14 protein-coding genes are annotated in these 15,805 nt (G+C 40.1%); 8 read left to right on the top strand and 6 right to left on the bottom strand.

The annotated features are described in order from the left end of the window. The first annotated feature begins 3 nt into the window (after positions 1–3). Entirely contained in the window at positions 4–1,650 is a 1,647-nt protein-coding gene (locus CKY02_RS04845) for a cyclic peptide export ABC transporter (protein WP_112894429.1), read from the top strand. A 178-nt stretch (positions 1,651–1,828) separates the two neighbouring features. After that, complete coding sequence (locus CKY02_RS04850) at positions 1,829–2,572, top strand: aspartyl/asparaginyl beta-hydroxylase domain-containing protein (RefSeq protein WP_112894430.1); 744 nt, start codon at positions 1,829–1,831, stop codon at positions 2,570–2,572. A gap of 17 nt (positions 2,573–2,589) precedes the next feature. Here the strand turns inward: CKY02_RS04850 and CKY02_RS25140 are convergent, their stop codons facing one another. Further along, complete coding sequence (locus CKY02_RS25140) at positions 2,590–2,733, bottom strand: hypothetical protein (protein ID WP_193493047.1); 144 nt, start codon at positions 2,731–2,733, stop codon at positions 2,590–2,592. Between the two features lie 21 nt (positions 2,734–2,754). Here CKY02_RS25140 and CKY02_RS04855 point away from each other — a divergent pair, with 21 nt between their 5' ends. The 4 genes from CKY02_RS04855 to CKY02_RS04865 are packed head-to-tail and all read left to right on the top strand — an operon-like array spanning position 2,755 to position 7,228. Further along, positions 2,755–3,735, top strand: a complete 981-nt coding sequence (locus tag CKY02_RS04855) for a TauD/TfdA family dioxygenase (protein WP_192880988.1) — start codon at positions 2,755–2,757, stop codon at positions 3,733–3,735. A gap of 2 nt (positions 3,736–3,737) precedes the next feature. Further along, positions 3,738–6,146 (top strand): acylase, encoded by a 2,409-nt coding sequence (locus tag CKY02_RS04860; protein ID WP_112894431.1) that lies wholly within the window; start codon positions 3,738–3,740, stop codon positions 6,144–6,146. A gap of 11 nt (positions 6,147–6,157) precedes the next feature. Then, positions 6,158–6,364 (top strand): hypothetical protein, encoded by a 207-nt coding sequence (locus CKY02_RS23510; RefSeq protein WP_146747386.1) that lies wholly within the window; start codon positions 6,158–6,160, stop codon positions 6,362–6,364. A 30-nt stretch (positions 6,365–6,394) separates the two neighbouring features. Beyond that, positions 6,395–7,228, top strand: a complete 834-nt coding sequence (locus tag CKY02_RS04865; protein ID WP_240001995.1) for a cupin-like domain-containing protein — start codon at positions 6,395–6,397, stop codon at positions 7,226–7,228. Between the two features lie 207 nt (positions 7,229–7,435). Here the strand turns inward: CKY02_RS04865 and CKY02_RS04870 are convergent, their stop codons facing one another. Then, positions 7,436–9,061 (bottom strand): glycoside hydrolase family protein, encoded by a 1,626-nt coding sequence (locus tag CKY02_RS04870; RefSeq protein WP_167405266.1) that lies wholly within the window; start codon positions 9,059–9,061, stop codon positions 7,436–7,438. Between the two features lie 1,024 nt (positions 9,062–10,085). Between CKY02_RS04870 and CKY02_RS04875 the strand changes: the two genes are divergently transcribed. Next, on the top strand, positions 10,086–10,592 hold the full coding sequence (locus tag CKY02_RS04875; RefSeq protein WP_275658203.1) for a DUF2946 domain-containing protein: 507 nt from the start codon (positions 10,086–10,088) through the stop codon (positions 10,590–10,592). A gap of 145 nt (positions 10,593–10,737) precedes the next feature. Then, the gene (locus CKY02_RS04880) at positions 10,738–12,831 is read left to right on the top strand and encodes a TonB-dependent copper receptor (RefSeq protein WP_420800720.1); all 2,094 of its coding nucleotides are present in this window, start codon (positions 10,738–10,740) and stop codon (positions 12,829–12,831) included. A gap of 125 nt (positions 12,832–12,956) precedes the next feature. Here the strand turns inward: CKY02_RS04880 and CKY02_RS24330 are convergent, their stop codons facing one another. From CKY02_RS24330 to CKY02_RS04890, 4 genes are all read right to left on the bottom strand, one after another. Further along, positions 12,957–13,109 carry a hypothetical protein gene (locus CKY02_RS24330; protein ID WP_162120086.1) on the bottom strand — a complete coding sequence of 51 codons (153 nt, stop codon included), beginning with the start codon at positions 13,107–13,109 and terminating at the stop codon, positions 12,957–12,959. A 4-nt stretch (positions 13,110–13,113) separates the two neighbouring features. After that, positions 13,114–13,812: a glycoside hydrolase family 16 protein gene (locus tag CKY02_RS04885; RefSeq protein WP_112894436.1), complete on the bottom strand. Its 699-nt coding sequence runs from the start codon at positions 13,810–13,812 to the stop codon at positions 13,114–13,116. Positions 13,813–13,961: 149 nt separating this feature from the next. Then, positions 13,962–14,261, bottom strand: a complete 300-nt coding sequence (locus CKY02_RS23520) for a hypothetical protein (protein ID WP_146747388.1) — start codon at positions 14,259–14,261, stop codon at positions 13,962–13,964. Beyond that, positions 14,248–15,522 (bottom strand): bifunctional O-acetylhomoserine aminocarboxypropyltransferase/cysteine synthase, encoded by a 1,275-nt coding sequence (locus tag CKY02_RS04890; RefSeq protein WP_112894437.1) that lies wholly within the window; start codon positions 15,520–15,522, stop codon positions 14,248–14,250. Before CKY02_RS04890 ends, CKY02_RS23520 begins: the two co-directional genes overlap by 14 nt. Positions 15,523–15,805 lie beyond the last annotated feature (283 nt).

The raw sequence follows: 15,805 nt of genomic DNA on the forward strand, positions 1-15,805 counted from the left end.
TCGATGATCTCTGATTTGGTTAAAGCCAATCGGTTAAAAATTATTCTTAATAGTATTGTTGGTGCTTTTAGTGCTTTCTTTAGTATTTGGCTAATTTCCTTAATTACCGATGATGCATTGGAACAGATTAGTGCTGATTTATTATCATGGACAGTTAAGTTCTTCAGTGGGCTGGTTTGTTTATTTATTGTAAGTTCTTTTGCTAATTACTTAATGACAAAGTTAAGTGTGAAAATTATTTTTGAGGTTCGTAGTGCCTTAGTAAAACGAATCTTGAATACCCCTTATGCCATTTTGGATAGGATTGGAGGACATAAAGTTCAGGCCAGCTTAACATCTGATGTCAGTGATATTTCCAGGGCTATTTCTACTATGCCACAGTTTATTTATCATGTGATTACTGTGATTGCATGTTTGGGTTTTTTGGCATTCAAATCGATTGGTCTTTTTGTGGTCATCTTGGTTATTCTCCCATTAGGAATTTTGGTTTCGTGTTATTTCATCAGTAAAGCCGAAGCTTATGATGATATATATCGTGATGATTATGATAATCTTCATGAGCAGTTTAAAAGTCTGGTGGATGGGGTTAAAGAGCTGAATAACAATGAAAGACGAAAAAAATCGTTTTTTAATCGAGGTGTTTTACCATCATTAGAAAAGATTAATGATTCTGATCTTAGATCGGAAATTTTCTGGAAACTGAATGAAAATTGGGGTCAAGTACTATTATTCTTGGTTCTTGGGGCTATTTTATTTTCACATATTATGTGGGGAATAGGGGAAAGTAACGATATTCTTACCTTTATCTTTATAATGACATTCTTACTGGGGCCTGTTGATTTTATTTTATCATCCCAGGAAACTATAGTAAAAGCGCTTATATCTCTGCGTAAGATTGATCGCTTGAGGTTTTCTGAAAACTTATCAATGGAGCCAAGGTTAACCAACACAGAAGAATTTAAAGAGTGGTCTCGAATTTCCCTGCGTTCCATTAGTTTTAAGTATGCCGGTGAAGGGAGCTGTTTTTCTGTTGGGCCGATTAATCTGGATATTCAGCGCGGCGAAATTATCCTTATTAAAGGCGGTAATGGCAGTGGTAAGTCAACTTTTGCCAAATTGTTGATTGGCTTATTGAATAAATCTGAAGGTGATATTTTCATAGATGATAAGGTGGTTAATAAAGATAACCGAGAGAATTATCTGAATATGTACAGTGTTATTCATTCGGATTTTTATCTATTTGATACGGTAATTAATCGAAAAGGTGAACTTGCCGATGATGAATTAACTCGTCAATATCTGAAAAAATTGGATTTAGCAGCAAAAGTCACGGTTAAAGATGGCAAATTATCCACAACTAAGCTTTCTCATGGTCAACGTAAGCGCTTAGCGCTGGTTATCTCTTATATGGAAGATGCGCCTATTTATTTGTTTGACGAATGGGCAGCCGATCAAGACCCTAATTATAGAAGATTTTTCTATCATGAATTACTTCCTGAAATGAAGCGCAATGGAAAAACTATCATTGTTATTAGCCATGATGATAAATATTTTCATATCGCCGACAGAGTTATCACGATGGATAATGGTTTAGTAGATAATATTGAAATCAATGTACACCCCGATAAAGTAGAAAATGCGGCTTTATAGCCCGCTATTGCTAAGATGTAATCATAATATACCCTATGGATTTCAAGATGCATCGCGGCGGCAAGGGAGCGAATCCCCGGGAGCATAGATAACGATGTGACCGGGGTGAGTGAGTGAAGCCAACAAAGAGGCAACTTGAAAGATGACGGGTATAAAGCATAAATATCAGGAGGTTATAATGTTGGAACTATTTGAAGATCAATTGGCTGGAATTAGAGAAAAATATGGGAGTGACTGTTTAAAAAGAGTAGAGGATATGTTTTATCCTTTACTACAACAAAGAGCGCCATTACAAGCAGATGCCAAATATATCATGCCCGGTCTTTCTACCACGCCGTGGTTGGATACGAATTCGTTTCCGCAATTGCAGCCGTTAGTCACCTCATTGATGAATAATGCGGGTAAAATAAAACAGGAAATTAACGCAGTCATCAGTGGTGAGTCCCAATATATCACCGATTATGAGCACTATTTGGGAACTCAAAAAGATTGGAAAGCATTATATTTATTTAAAAATGGTCAACCTAATAACGCCGTTGCCAATATTTTGCCCGCTACATGGCATATTTTTAATAATGAATTACGGGATTGGCATTGTCCTCTATTGGAAGTTCATTTTTCGGTGTTGCAACCGGGTACGGTGATTAAACCGCATTGTGATTTATGGAATTTCACCCTTAATTTACATTTTGCGGTCGATATTCCTGCTAGCAATTGTGAGATCATCGTTGCGAATGAAGCCAGATGTTGGAAAGAAGGTGAGTGTTTACTTTTTGATTACTCTTATCAGCATGAAGCTTATAACCGTTCAGATAAACATAGAATTTGTTTATTAATGGATATCTGGCATCCCAATTTATCATTTGCAGAACGAGAAGCACTGGTTTTGATCATTACCGGTATTCGTAAACTTTTTGGTTAGTTTATGCCCTATGGATTTCAAGATGGATCGCGACGGCAAGGGAGCGAATCCCCGGGAGCATGGATAACGATGTGACCGGGGTGAGTGCAGCCAACAAAGAGGCAACTTGAAAGATAACGGGTATATTTTTCTAGGTATGTGTTGCTGGCTATTGGCAACACAGTTTAAAAGGACAGCCTATTATGAATAGAAAAGGGCAGTGCATCGTGTCTGATATTCAGGAGTTTGATGACTTCATTTTTGAGCTTGACTCAGCAGAACAGACATATTTAAAGCAGGCATTTTTAAAGTCTTCTCTAAAATATGACATTGATAATTTCGAATATTTTTATTGGAAATGTTTTTATCAATCATTTAATTTACCTGTGCGTTTACAGAAAAAACTATTTGATTTTCGAGCGTTAGAAAATGAAAATTATTTGTTGATAAAGGGATTGCCTGTCCCTGATGATCTCGGCTTAACGCCTTTATCTTATGAACAAACAAATAGTTCTGAGGTAGCGGGTGTTCGTACTTTGATATCAACGATATTATCTCGAATTGGGTATATTTATTCGTTTGTCAATAAAAAGAACTTTAATTTTATCGATGATGTTTTTCCAATGGAACAATATAAGAATGTGCAATTAGGCACAAATAAAGAGTTTTTGGAATGGCATGTTGAAGATGGTTTCCATGATGCAAAAGCAGACTGGGTTGCTTTATATTGTTTGCGTGGCGACAAAAATGCCGAAACCTACTTATTTCAAACAAAGAATATTCATTTGGATGCTGAAACCATTGCTGAATTGCAAGAACCAAACTTTGAGATCGATGTCGATCCGACCTTTATGTCGAATATTGGTGGTCGCCGTCGTGTTGCCATATTAAGTCAACATAAAGAGCCAGAAATGATATTTGATCCAGCTTATATGCGTTGTTTAACACCAAAGGCAGAAGCCGCGTTGGAAAAGTTGAATCAGTGTATTAATGAAAATAGAGAGGCTTTTATATTATCTCCTGGAGAAATGTTGCTATTTGATAACCGTAAAGTCGCTCATGCGCGTAGCGAATATGAACCTCGATACGATGGTTATGATCGTTGGTTACTCAGAGCATTAATATTGGAATCAAAATTCAAAGCCAGAGATTGCTTTTATACAGGCACTTTAAGGGCAAAATAAAAATGACATCATTTAAAACAGTATTATTTAAAACAATCACATTACTGTCAACTATTCTGTTGACAATAAGTTGTGGCGGATTTAAAAGTTATTCAGAAAAGACGACGACAGCATTTGAAGCGAAAATTGTTCGTACTCATTATGGTGTCCCACATATTTATGCGCAAGACTTGGGAAGCCTGAGTTTTGGCAATGCCTATGCTCAGGCACAAGATAATATATGCATCATGGCGGATCATTATGTACGCATTCGGGGAGAGCGTGCGCGTTTCTTTGGTGCTGATAGAGATAAGCAGGGGGATTCACTGAATTTAATTCAGGACTTCGGTTATAAAACTTTAGCTTTGGTGGAACAGGCGCGTGAGAAATGGCCGCAATTAAGTACTGATTCACAGGTAATTATTGATGGGTTTGTTGCAGGTTATAATACCTACCTGTCCCATGTAAAGGAAGGGCGTTATACCTTACCAAAAGCTTGTCGAGATAAGGAGTGGGTAGTACCTATTCAACGTGAGGATGTACTGGCATATGTGTTTTCTATAGCGGTATTTCCTGGTTCTGCTCAATTTCTTGCTGATTATTATGCTGCTGATCCCAATAAAGATGATCAAAAACAGTTGGCTTCACAGACATCAAGGAATAATGGTTATTCCATTGGTTCGAATGGTTGGGCATTAGGCCGTGACAAAGTTGAAGAGGTCAATAGCATGTTATTGGCGAACCCCCATTTTCCTTATGAAGGCAACTTGCGTTTTTGGCAGGTGCATCATGTCATGAATGGAAAGATTGATGTCATGGGAGCGTCTTTAATTGGTTTCCCGGGTATTGTTAATATTGGATTTAATCACAATATTGCCTGGACTCACACTTATTCATCGGCTGAACATGTCATTGTTTATAAAATGCAAACTGCTGCTAATAATCCGCTCAATTATGTGATTGATGGTGTTATTAAACCGGTAATGTCGAAACCAATTCATATTGACGTCAAAACCGATAGCGGTATTGAAACTGTCACGAAAGATCATTTTTATACTGATATTGGGCCTATTATTGAAAATGAAGACTTTGCCTGGTCCGAGTCTGAATTTTATGTCGTGAAAGATGTCAATCTTTACAATCTTGATATGATTGATCATTGGTTGGCGTTGAATCGAGCGGATAGTCTTGCCGATGCAAAACAATCTTATAAAGATTTTAATGGCTTGGCTTTTAATAACACGTTGTTAACCGGTAAAGAAGGCGTTGGTATTTTTATTGGTGATAGAGCTGTACCGGCATTATCTCTTGAAGCTATTCAATTATTGAATGACAACGAAACCCTAGCGGCGGCACGTGAGAAGTATGGCGTGACTATTTTACCGGGTAACTCATCATCAATGATTTTTACCGAAGCCTTGGGTTATGATCAGATCCCACAGCTTGTGGAAACATCCTATGTACAAAATTCCAATGGTTCTCACTGGGCAACGAACCTGAAACATTTGCTCGAAGGTTTTTCTCCACTTCTTGGTAACGAGCGGAAGCCACTATCATTCAGAACTCGTATGGGGTTGCAACTAATAGAGGATGCGGCAGGTGATAATAAGCGATTTTCTCTCATGGAGTTAGAACGGGCGTTATTCTCTGAGCGTTCATATTTAGCTGAACTGATATTAAAAGATGTGATTTCCTTATGTGATAAAACACAGAACCGATTAATTAAATTGGTGAATGGCATGAAGGTGGATATTACTCAGGCATGTCAATTGCTATCACAATGGAACGGTGAATTTAATGCGGATAGTCGGGGCGCGATTATATTCCGTGAATTAGCGTTTTTAATTGATCAGCAAGAACATTTTGCCGTACCGTTTGATATAGCCCACCCGGCAACAACGCCACGTCAATTAAAACAAAGTGAAGAGTTTGTCACCTTGTTAGCACGGGCGGTTGCAAATGTGAAGAATGCGGGGCTGGCTTTAGATACTCCGGTAAGTAAATTTCAATTTATTGAAAGTACCGCGCCTGACGGTAAACCGGCAGGTAATCGCATGAGTTGGCCGGGATTATTTCAAGAAGAAGGCGGCTTTAATATGATCGCGACATGGGATGGGGATGAAACCCTATTTCCTAAACATCATTATACTGTGGGTAATGATGTGGTGAGTGGTGAAGTATTGGAATCGGAGCTAACTGATCAGGGATATCATATTCGTTATGGGTCTAGTTGGATAATGTTGGTGGCATTTGATCAACAAGGGCCTAATGCGCGCGGGTTACTCACTTATTCGCAATCTTCTGATATTGATTCGCCTCATTTTGCAGATCAGAGCAGATATTATTCTCATTATAAACAGCTATTGCCGTTGCCTTATGGGTTAGAAGAAGTTCAGAAATCAACTATTTCGGAATTGATTATCCAACATTAAGTTAAGATTGCTTGGCACCGGTTCACAAGAAATTTTTTGATGTTTTTAACATAAGCATTATAACTGGCTGGCTGTTTCAGCCAGTTATAGAAAATACCCTATGGATTTCAAGATGCATCGCGGCGGCAAGGGAGCGAATCCCCGGGAGTATAGAGAACTATGTGACCGGGGTGAGTGAGTGCAGCCAACAAAGAGGCAACTTGAAAGATGACGGGTAAATACTATTTATTCTTTGGAACGATATAAATATGATGGATTTTTCTAATTCTAGTTATCAGAAATGCGTAGAGTTCACCATGCCATCCATAGAGGATGTATCTGCTTGTATGCTGAATAGAGTCCCTTTCATTATTCGAGGAGGCGCTGAACAGTGGGTAGCAAGAACAAAGTGGACATGGGACTATTTTCAGCAAAAATTTGGTCATCACCTGATAAAAGTATTTCGATCATCAAATAATAAAGATAATAAATATATGTCTCTTGGTGACTATATTGATTATATAAAAGATGTGGAAGAACTTGATCCTTATTATGCTTCTGCGTGGCCGTTTTCGCTCTATTTTAAAGAATTGGTGAGTGATTATGAGGTCCCTGACTACTTTTCTTGCTTAATTCGTCAACGTGTTGCAGACGATATTTTGCATAATGAAGCAGCATTACTCTTACTTCGCTGGATTTATATGGGGCCTAAAAACAGCGGCTCTCGTATGCATTTGGATATTGCTTCTACTCATGCTTGGAATGCGGTGATTAGTGGTCGAAAAGAGTGGGTATTTTATGGGCCGGAAGAGGCAATGAAAATAGGTTATGGCAAAGTTGATGCTTTTAACCCTGATCTGGTCTTATATCCCGATTTCATTCAGGCTCAAGGAATTCATTGTATACAGAATCCTGGTGATATTGTTTTCACGCCTTGTACACACTATCATCAAGTTAAAAATTTGGTGGCAGGAATTTCAATCACTGAAAATTTTATTAATGACACGAACTTGGAGCTTGTTAAGCATTCCATAAACAACGACGATGATATATCACCGGAACAAGCAAATTTTATTCGGATGTTGATTCCTGAGTTAAGTTAATCTGAATTCTGTTTAAACCGTCACTCTCGAATGGAAAAATTCAGTGACGGTTTCTTCTTTATTTAAACAATAGGCAATGAGTCCACCCAACACGGCTAATAAATTCCTCTTACTGGTACATGGTCGTAAACGTTCTACGACCATGATGTAGTAGAGAAAAATTAGCATATCAATAAGTTGCTATGCTTGACTCAGCTAGTGAAATGGTTATTGCACTAGGTAGAGTGGGTATTTTGTTGGATAGGATTCGTATTCAGATGACGGTACCATCTTAATAGATGATTTATTATCTCTGATGATCTTTATTCCATTTACTGGCCATTTAGCGGAATCAAGAAGAAACGCGGCAGGTTGTCCAGTTGTACCAATAACAGGGGCACCGACTTTTAATGAAGCACCATATGGAATGGCATGGAAAATCTCAGGCGTGACTTCAACGAAGTTTTTAGTTAAAAATTGAATTGATCGAATGGAATTAGCTTGAAAACGCGTTCCAGATACAACAAATGTTAAAGGTAAACCGGCTGCTTTAATTCCATAACCTTCGTAGATATTCGCGACCTGGTTAGGAAGCATATTTTCACAGCTCATTCCAGCACTGATGTCGATACCAATATGTGCCAAGTTTGTAGGCGACCTACGAGGGAAATTACGCGCAGTCGCATTAATAACATCGATTGGCAGTGTACTGCATTGTCCGGTACTTGAGACAACTGAGTGTTTATCAGGTCTTGATACAATACCGGGACCTTCTACAGTGGAGGTACTTAATTGGACATCATTGTAGATTTTCGTAGAGAAGTCTGGAGGATAAAAGCTTAAAGATAGTCTGGAGCCATCATTGTGAGCCACAATCCATGCATTGAGTGCATCAGAAAATTGCATATCGACGCTTACCCAATAGTTTTGACGGTATCCGGTGTGGTTCTCTTCCGTTTTTGTGATGAATCCATTAGGAGTAAGTTCTTCCACTTCACTTTGAAAGGTTGGATCGGGAGATCTTAAGACATATTGTCCACCGCCGCCGTAAATTTTATCTAGGGAATTTGCTCCGGTCGTATCGGTGTACATAAGGTAAAACATACCGTTGAGATAGGATACGGATGGTTGCCCTGCCCCATAAGGATTTCCATCTAGCTTCTTGTTAGCGGGTAAGATTATCGGATTACCATTATTTGCACGTGTCCAGTTAATTCCGTCAGTGCTTGTTGCGAGGCCAATTTTTGTTATACCTTCGGCATCAACGCGAACGCTGTCCCATCCACCATAATACATATAATATGTACCGTTAACTCGTATGACAGAGGGATCGCAAGTATGGACTTTATCGAATGCGTTTGCTTCCTTGTTAGGGGAAAAAACAATCTGATAGGGTTCCCTACCTCCACGGGCGCGGAAAGGACCATCAAGAGATGAAGATTCGGCATAGAAAATATGGTCACCGGGATGAGTGGGATCAGAACCACACCACCACATCCGATATACCCCGTCTAACATCACGGAAGGCGCATAGTTGTATACTCCACCCTTTACCACTGGGCCGATAGAAGTTCGAATATCTGATGTTGTTAAAGGCATCTCTGTTTGTGCGAATGATGGGGTTGCCAATAATAACTCGCAGAGAAGAAACGGGATCAATAAAATATTTCGGTAAATCACACTCAAATGGTGGAGTAAGAATCTGCAAGAATGCAGAGCATAAACTAAAGCATCATTTAACGCAGATTCGCAATGATTTTTCCAAGCCGACATTTTGAATGTATGGTTGCTTATGTTTAATTGTTTAGTAATGATGCCCCAAATTTTGGGAACTGTTTTGGTACATAAAGTCACAATTTTCTCCAGAGTTTTAAGTTTAAGTAATAGGGCGAGTAAAGTTCTTAGCAAAACTTCCCTCAAATATGCCCCTAAAAAAAGATGCAATGATTGATAACTAGTATTCGTTGTGTTAACTCCATTCGGAGACTGATAATTTAACCTGCACTGCAACAGTGTTTTGTTAGTACATTGCATAAATTAGTGCTGGTTCATTAGAACAGCTCTTTTGCTGGTCTTCTGGCGAGCCTTAAATGGGCATCTTCTTACCAATGTCGTTATAACAAAACGCTGTCTTTCAGCGCTAATGTAGTACAATAATCTGTTTTCATTAGTGGCTATAAAGGTAAATTTTTTGTGTTTTTCCCCCTTCCAGTGAAAACTATCAGAGTTAAATAATTAAGTATCAAAAATTAATCAGATATTGTTCGTCTTGTGTCGAATATCTGTTCATGTCAAAAAATGTTACCTAAATCACAAAATAATATCAATGAGTTTATTTTTAAGACTATTCCTAATTAATCAGAAATGTCGTCTGGAAGAGTGACACCCTTATGCCGATTTATCATGTGTTGTATTTCAGCCATAGAAACCTTAAATCTGCGTTTTTTCTGATGCTCACAATCGGAAAAAGTTGTATGACTCAAGGTTTTTCTAATGAGTGTTTTTTGTTGAGGATAAAAAAATGTGGTGAAGGTCTATGGGTTATATGGTAAGAATCAATATGGAAATAGTATTGTGTAGATATACTTAGTCAAGTCTACCTTATTGCACGTGACGTTAATCTCTGTAATTTTGTTCGGTGTTCATTTGGAATTCACTTAGATTGTGGGTATTGTTGTCATTTATTTAGGAGTTATGTGACCAATGGTTTCCTAAGAATGCAGTTATTGTGGCAGGCTGGATTTTCGATATTCTTGTTCGATTTAGTGAAAATATATCCCCCACCCTTAGAAAAATCCCAAATTTTGTCGTCAAAGCGACATTCCTGCATAAAGTGTTTTAACATTTGGTCGTTAAATACGTACAATCCCGTCCCTGAATGTGTTCTCTACAGAATAGGCTTAGTTTGTCACTGATCCAATTTTACACATCGCGGAGCCGCCTGCCAGCTTGGCTCGGTATATTCGCGGTACTGATGTTGTTCATTGCGCCAGTGATCTCCCGGTCACTGGAACATGCGCGCATTGGTGAGGCTCATTCATCGAGAGTGGTCGATTGCCATAGGGTGATGTCATCTGACGGTGATATGCCTTGGAATATGTCTCATTCCGACGTTTCTTCCGCATCATATGTTACTAACCATCATGATGGCATGCAGATGGGTATGCATGGTGGTGGTATGTCGATGTTGGAGGATATTGCCTGTGGATACTGCGTTTTTCTGATCCATATACCTATGCTGGATTTGGCGAATACACCGCTATTTTGGTCAACTTCGCTGACTTCACGGCCACCACCGATTCAAACCGTAGCTTCCTTTCTGCCGCATTTCATCTTTTCTGATTCGTTGCCTCGTGCTCCGCCTGAACAGATCTCATCTTATTAATTTAAACATAATGAAATGTCTTGTCCTGCTCATTATTGAGTCAGGAAAAGTCTGTTCATACCAAAAACGATTTGGTTGGATTCTATAACGTATTCCGCTGTTGATAGAAATATCTCTTCGGAAGGTGGATTCACATTAAGGAAAGATGATGTTCGAAAAAAATTCTTCTCATAAAAAAAATAGGCTATCCCATTGTATCCGTTCGGCGATGCCACTTTTTCTGCTAGCGACTTTTAATGGCTATGCGGCTGAAACTTCACCTGATTCACGTGATCATGTGCACGGTTTAAAAACCAATGATGGTGATGTGATCACGGTAACAGCACCTTTGCATTCTCCTTTGTCAATTGTCACCTCGCCAAAAACCCCCCGTCAGCCGGTTCCGGCAAGTGACGGCTCTGATTATTTAAAAACCATACCCGGATTTTCTCAAATCCGTAATGGAGGCACCAATGGTGATCCAGTATTTCGGGGAATGTTTGGTTCTAGAATTAAGCTCCTGACTGATGGTGCAGAAATGCTAGGAGCTTGTCCCGGCAGAATGGATGCCCCTTCATCCTATATTTCGCCAGAAAGTTATGATTTGCTGACAGTCATTAAAGGGCCTCAAACGGTATTGTGGGGGGCCGGTGCTTCAGCAGGGACCATAAGGTTTGAACGTGAACATCCGCGATTTGATGAGCCGGGAGCAAAAATCAATGCCAGTGGATTGACGGGTTCAAATGACCGTTGGGATGGCAATGTGGATGCCAGTATTGGCAATGAATTGGGATATTTACGTTTAATGGCAAATAAATCCCGTTCAAATGACTACAAAGATGGTGGTGGGTATCGCGTTCCTTCACGTTGGGATAAATGGAATAGTGATCTGGCGTTAGGGTGGACTCCGGATAAAGATACATTGCTTGAGTTGACCGCGGGAAAAGGGGACGGAGAAGCTCGTTATGCTGGACGTAGCATGGATGGTTCGCAATTCAAACGTGAAAGTCTCGGTGTGCGTTTTGAGAAATCTAACCTCGGTGAGGTGCTTGATAAGGTTGAAGCCCAAGTTTATTACAACTATACCAACCATATTATGGACAATATAACCTTGCGTTCTCCGAATAGCGCCATGTCAATGGGTATGCCGTCTTCGAGTTGTAAACATATGTGTGGTATGCACATGAATATGAATCACGGTATGTCTATGCAACTGGATCGTCGCGTTGTGGGAGGGCGAATCATGGGCACCTGGCTATGGCAAGACTTCAAATTGGAAAGTGGCGCAGATACGCAAACCAATACCCATCGTAATAAAGCAGGTAATGTATGGCAAAAGGATGCTCAATTTTATAACTATGGCCTATTTGGTGAGCTAACTTGGTCTGCCACAGAACAGAGCGAATTGATAACCGGTGCCCGTCTTGATCGCAGCCGAGTAAAGAAATTTGCTGGTAATAGTGAAAAAGAGCGTAATGATACTTTGCCGAGTGGTTTTATGCGTTTAGAGCACACTCTGGCTGATATGCCTATGATGTTTTATGCCGGTATTGGTTACACTGAACGTTTCCCTGATTATTGGGAACTGTTCTCGCCTACATATGGTCCGATGGGGAGTACTAGTGCTTTTGATGGGGTAAAAAGTGAGAAAACCACTCAGCTTGATATTGGTGCTCAATATACCGGGGAACGTTTTAATGGTTGGGTATCCGCCTATGTAGGGCGTGTAAATGATTTCATTTTATTTAGATATAGCCCGACAAACGCCCGTATTAGCCAAGCTGATAACGTTAATGCCAATATCATGGGCGGAGAAATGGGCTTTGGCTATCAATTGACAGATCATTGGAAAACGGATGCCAGCCTTGCCTATGCTTGGGGAGAAAACCGGACGGATAACAAGCCGATGCCTCAGATCCCGCCTCTGGAAGCCCGCTTCGGCTTGACCTATGAACGTGGTGATTGGAGCAGTACCGGCTTGTGGCGGTTGGTGAGCAGCCAGCATCGGATTGCCGTGGGGCAGGGGAATGTTGTCGGCAAAGATTTTCAAGATAGTTCAGGTTTCGGCGTACTTTCGGCCAACGTTGCCTATAAGGTTGACAAAAATGTCAAAGTGAGCGCTGGCATCGACAATATTTTGGATAAAGAATACAGCGAACACCTTAACCTTGCCGGTAATAGCACCTTTGGTTATTCAGCGAATACCTCAGTGAATGAACCCGGCCGGACGGTGTGGGCGAAAATAGATGTAAAATTCTAATGAGAAAATGGCGTCCAATTATTGGACGCCAATATTTGTTTGCCCTTTTCCTGATCGAGGATTATTTCTTATTACCGATATACGGATAGACTTTGACATAATCAACATCGAATGTTGCGGTTGTTTTATTTATCGAGCCATAACCTTGTGCTGGATAATTGCGTGGTACTTCGGAGCTTAAAATAATATATTGGTTGGCGATTGAAATTGGAACTTGATCTATACCTGTCATCCTTCAAGTTGCCTCTTTGTTGGCTGCACTCACTCACCCCGGTCACATAGTTATCTATGCTCCCGGGGATTCGCTCCCTTGCCGCCTCGATGCATCTTGAAATCCATAAGGTATAACCCCGACAGATTTTGCGGAATATCATCAACATAAAATGTATAACCTCTTGGTGTCCATGCCACGGCAAATTTGTGGAATTGACCATCAGCAAGTTTGCTGGTGTACAATCTCTTTGACCACTCCTTATGAGCGCTGCCATAACCATTCCAGTGCATAGCGTGATCGTATTGATCCTGTTTCGCTTCGGCTAAATGTTCAAATACATCAATTTCGACACCTGATTTTTCTGGATTTGTTAAATCGTGACCCATTGTCGGTGACTGGACCCAGAATGCAACTTGATTACCTTCTGCACGATTAAATCTGATAGCAGCTTCCCAGTAACCATATGACTGTAGAAAACTTTTTTGTGTTGAGATCATGCCGCAATAATTCTGTAGTTTGCCAGAAGAGCTATCGGAATAGGTTTTTATGGTTAAATGACCATTCTTTACGATAACGGCGGATTGAGTATTAATACAATTGTTTCTAACGCCCAAGCCACGGTAATCCCATTTTTGGGTATTAAGCGTAGTGCCATTAAAATTATCTTCGAATGAAGGTGTAGGGCTGAATTCATTGGGGATCTGTGCTAGAGCATATCCATTGAACAATGTGCTTAATAACAACGTATAGGCTAACTGAATTTTCATCTATTTTCCTTGTATATTTGACGTGAATAACCGTTATTTATCCGAGAGCTATTATTGACCTCCCCTTTTTGTCACGGAGATATGAGTTACTTTATCGAATATTGGCGACGGGGTTACCGATTTAATTTATTACCCCTATGCTTTTCGTTTTAGTCATTCAATATGGTGTTAATATTGATTAATAAAAATGAAAGGTAATTAAAGTCGACAACATGGATTAGGAAAAAATAATTGAGATAGGTAGAAAAAAACAGTGAGGATCGATGAATAAGACCCCGTTCGTGAGAACGGGGTATATACCCGTCATCTTTCAAGTTGCCTCTTTGTTGGCTGCACTCACTCACCCCGGTCACATAGTTTTCTATGCTCCCGGGGATTCGCTCCCTTGCCGTCGCGATGCATCTTGAAATCCATAGGGTATATGACAACTTTAAATTATTTTGATGCATCCAGAGCTTGGGCAAGATCAGCAATAATATCGTCGATATGTTCAATGCCGATAGATAAGCGAATCATATCCTGTGATATACCAGCTTTAATTAACTCCTCATCATTTAATTGGCTATGGGTTGTTGACGCTGGATGACAGGCGAGTGATTTAGTGTCGCCAATATTAACCAGCCGCACAATCAATTTTAGTGCGTCAATAAATCGCGCGCCGGATTGTTGTCCGCCTTTAATACCAAAAGAGAGGAGCGCTGATGGCTTCCCATTCACATACTGTTGAGCCAGTTCATGTTCTGGATGGTTTGGCAACCCGGCATATTTCACCCAACTAACTTGAGGATGATCTTGCAGATAATGGGCGACTCTCAGTGCATTTTCAGTATGACGTTCCATTCTTAATGCCAGTGTTTCCAATCCTTGCAAAATAAGGAAAGCATTAAAAGGCGACAATGCAGCGCCCATATTACGTAGCGGAACCACACGGCAATGCCCGATAAATGCCGCTTTACCGAATTGCTCGGTATAAATGACGTTATGATAGGAGGGATCTGGGGTAGTCAATACAGCAAACCGTTGCTTATATTTTTTCCAGGGGAAATTGCCGGAGTCCACAATGATACCGCCAATAGAGTTACCATGCCCTCCCATATACTTGGTTAAAGAGTGAATAACGATATCAGCGCCATGCTCGAAGGGGCGACAAAGCACAGGCGTGGCGACGGTATTATCAACAATTAAAGGGACGCCATGACGATGAGCGACTTCGGCAAATTTTTTCAGATCAACAATATTACCGGCCGGGTTACTAATAGATTCACAAAATACCGCCTTGGTACGATCATCAATCAGTGACTCCAGTGCTGCAATATCATCGTGTTCAGCAAACCGTGTCTCAATCCCGAATCGCGGCAATGTGTGAGCTAGCAGGTTATAAGTGCCGCCATATAACTTAGCAACAGATATAATGTTATCTCCAACGCTGGCAATGGATTGAATCGCACAGGTGACAGCCGCCATGCCAGATGCAACCGCTAAAGCAGCGATGCCTCCTTCAAGTAGAGCAACCCGTTTTTCTAATACATCATTAGTTGGGTTCATAATGCGGGAATAGATGTTGCCCTCAACCTTTAAATCAAATAGATCGGCGCCGTGTTGGGTATCGTCAAATGCATAGGATGTTGTTTGATAGATAGGAACGGCAACGGCTTTGGTTGTTGGATCAGGGGAATATCCGCCGTGGATAGCAAGAGTTTCTGGTTTCATTTTCGATCTCTTTTTTTACGGTAAGATGACATATATCTTTCATTAATAGGTGTAAGCGGCTTTTGTTAAAACCATAGCCTGACTTACTATTGTTCATAAGGAATTGCTCACAAAGAACTTGATTTATATCTCTTTTTGATTGATGAACTATTAGAATAGATATCTGTATAGACATGATATTTCCGCTAATTATTTATTAATTAAAGAAACAATTTGAAAAAGTGACTAATTATCTACTTTAGCTATGCTGGTCTCTTTATTTTTTAATAATGTGGGTGTTATC

This window comes from Photorhabdus bodei, assembly GCF_003287735.1.
Lineage (GTDB): Bacteria > Pseudomonadota > Gammaproteobacteria > Enterobacterales > Enterobacteriaceae > Photorhabdus > Photorhabdus kayaii.

Excerpts from the sequence above, each read along its gene's own strand:
- CKY02_RS04885 (WP_112894436.1), bottom strand. The coding sequence starts at position 13,812 with ATGAAAATTCAGTTAGCCTATACGTTGTTATTAAGCACATTGTTCAAT.
- CKY02_RS04845 (WP_112894429.1), top strand. The coding sequence starts at position 4 with ATGATCTCTGATTTGGTTAAAGCCAATCGGTTAAAAATTATTCTTAAT.
- CKY02_RS04860 (WP_112894431.1), top strand. The coding sequence starts at position 3,738 with ATGACATCATTTAAAACAGTATTATTTAAAACAATCACATTACTGTCA.
- CKY02_RS04875 (WP_275658203.1), top strand. The coding sequence starts at position 10,086 with ATGTGTTCTCTACAGAATAGGCTTAGTTTGTCACTGATCCAATTTTAC.
- CKY02_RS04855 (WP_192880988.1), top strand. The coding sequence starts at position 2,755 with ATGAATAGAAAAGGGCAGTGCATCGTGTCTGATATTCAGGAGTTTGAT.
- CKY02_RS04865 (WP_240001995.1), top strand. The coding sequence starts at position 6,395 with ATGATGGATTTTTCTAATTCTAGTTATCAGAAATGCGTAGAGTTCACC.
- CKY02_RS04890 (WP_112894437.1), bottom strand. The coding sequence starts at position 15,522 with ATGAAACCAGAAACTCTTGCTATCCACGGCGGATATTCCCCTGATCCA.
- CKY02_RS04880 (WP_420800720.1), top strand. The coding sequence starts at position 10,738 with ATGATGTTCGAAAAAAATTCTTCTCATAAAAAAAATAGGCTATCCCAT.
- CKY02_RS04850 (WP_112894430.1), top strand. The coding sequence starts at position 1,829 with ATGTTGGAACTATTTGAAGATCAATTGGCTGGAATTAGAGAAAAATAT.
- CKY02_RS23520 (WP_146747388.1), bottom strand. The coding sequence starts at position 14,261 with ATGCATCAAAATAATTTAAAGTTGTCATATACCCTATGGATTTCAAGA.